The following is a 2344-nucleotide window of genomic DNA, read 5'->3' as shown; positions in this document are numbered from 1 at the left end:
GTCTTCAAAGTGTTCCTTCACACGCTTGTTACCAAACTCAAATACTTTATTGGCAAGTCCATCAAGGAAGTCGCGATCGTGCGATACAAGAATTAGCGTACCATCAAATGCCCGTAGTGCATCTTTCAGAATGTCCTTGGTCTTTATATCCAGGTGGTTGGTAGGTTCATCGAGTATCAGCAGGTTTACCGGTTGCAGCAACAGCTTGATCATGGCAAGACGTGTGCGCTCACCACCGGAGAGATATTTTACTTTCTTGTCGATCGTATCGCCACTGAACATGAACGCACCCAGTATATCTTTGATCTTGCTGCGCACATCGCCTTCAGCAATCTGATCGATCGTCTGGAATACCGTCAGCTCACCATCCAGCAACGAAGCCTGGTTCTGTGCAAAGTAACCAATCATGCTGTTGTGGCCCACCTGTACTTTTCCATCAAAGTCGATCTCGCCCATAATCGCTTTTACCAATGTAGATTTACCTTCACCGTTCTTGCCGACAAAAGCAATCTTCTCTCCACGCGCAATAGTAAGCGATACATCATTGAATACGGTGTGGTCGCCATACTTTTTGGTGAGTGCTTCCACAATAACGGGATAGCTACCTGACCGCGGAGCAGGAGGGAACTTCAGGTTAAGTGCCGAGGTATCTACTTCATCTACCTGTATAATCTCGATCTTCTCCAGCATCTTTACCCGCGATTGTACCTGGAGTGTCTTCGAGTAAGTTCCTTTAAAGCGTTCAATAAACTCTTGTATATCAGCGATCTGTTTCTGTTGATCGTCAAATTGTTTTTGCTGTTGCTCACGTCTTTCCTTGCGCAGTTGCAGGTAGTGCGTATAGTTTGTTTTGTAATCGTAGATGCGACCCATCGTTACTTCAATGGTGCGATTGGTAAGATTATCAACAAATGTTTTATCGTGACTGATCACAATTACGGCTTTTGCATTGTTGATCAGAAAATCCTCCAGCCATTGTATAGACTCGATGTCCATGTGATTGGTCGGTTCATCGAGCAGAATGAGATCAGGCTTCTGCAGCAGAATTTTTGCAAGCTCTATACGCATGCGCCATCCACCGCTAAATTCATTTGTAGGACGGGTAAAGTCCGAGCGAAGAAAACCGAGCCCCATCAATGTCTTCTCTACTTCTGCATCAAAGTTGATCTCTTCAATGGAATAGTATTTCTCGCTGAGCTCCGATACCTGCTCAATGATCTTGGAATATTCTTCTGATTCGTAATCGGTACGTACTTCCAGTTGCTTGTTCAGCTCATCCATCTGCTTCTTCATATCCAATATCTTGGAGAAAGCTTTGGATGCTTCTTCAAACACGGTGCAATTATCTTCTGTAAGCAAGTGCTGCGGGAGGTAGGCGATCACGGCATCTTTCGGTGCCGATACTTTTCCGCGGGTTGGTTTGTTTACACCGGCTATGATCTTGAGCAGGGTTGATTTGCCTGCACCATTCTTGCCCATAAGAGCAATCCGGTCGTTTTCATTAATGTTAAAGGTAATATTGCTGAAGAGCGCTGAACCGTTGAACTCTACACTAACCGCATCTACTGAAATCATACTTTTAAATAAGCCGCAAAGATATGATTTATGTTTAGAGGTTCAAGGCCCCGGTATTCGTTAACCGTTAATTGTTAATCGTGAGTAGGAGGTGCTTTCGGACTTTCTGTCTTCCAGACTTTTGTACTTCGACATTCGTTAATCGATGTTCCTTGTTCGATATTCAAAAAAGCTGTGAGCTGCTAGTTACGAGCTGCTAGACGTGTGTGAGTGGGAATAGAGTGTGCATTTTCAATTCTGATAATTTCAGAAATCAGCGGTCTTTAATTCGGAAGAAGTTATGGATTCTGCATAGTGGGTATACTCAGGCATCACTACCGTAAATTCGCTGCCTTCGCCCGGGGAGCTCTTTACATAAATGTCGCCTTTGTTTTCGCGGATCAGTTCTTTGCAGAGTGTAAGGCCGAGGCCTGTACCTTTTTCGTTATTGGTGCCGGGTTGCCGAACGTTTTCATTGAGTGTAAAAAGTTTATCCTGTATCTCGTGCGGAATACCTACACCGTGATCTTTCACCGAGATTAACAACATATTCTCTTCGCGGCAAACGGATATATAGACACTTTTATTGGTATGACTGAATTTGATACTGTTGGATAACAAGTTGCGCACCACTGTATCAATGGCATAATAATCGCCATAGCCATATAGCTCACCTATAGGATGGAACTGCAGTTTTATACCTTTGCTCTCGGCCATGGTTTGGTATAGCGCTATATTTTTCTGAATAAGTGCTGTGGTGTTAATCTTATCGAACGTCCATTTGCGTTTG

At 43.9% G+C, this 2344-nt stretch carries 2 protein-coding genes; both read right to left on the bottom strand.

Features of this window, described 5'->3' with window-relative positions; all coding sequences use genetic code 11:
* The coding region (locus VIN08_RS28600; RefSeq protein ID WP_331973192.1) for an ABC-F family ATP-binding cassette domain-containing protein at nucleotides 1-1575 on the bottom strand (1575 nt) is incomplete at its 3' end.
* A 246-nt stretch (nucleotides 1576-1821) separates the two neighbouring features.
* The coding region (locus VIN08_RS28595; protein ID WP_331973190.1) for a HAMP domain-containing sensor histidine kinase at nucleotides 1822-2344 on the bottom strand (523 nt) is incomplete at its 5' end.

Origin of the sequence: Ohtaekwangia sp. (genome assembly GCF_036568665.1) — a bacterium.
In the GTDB taxonomy this organism is placed as follows: domain Bacteria; phylum Bacteroidota; class Bacteroidia; order Cytophagales; family Cyclobacteriaceae; genus Ohtaekwangia.
The sequence above is the reverse complement of the archived record's forward strand: the minus strand, read 5'-3'. Positions and strand labels throughout refer to the sequence as shown.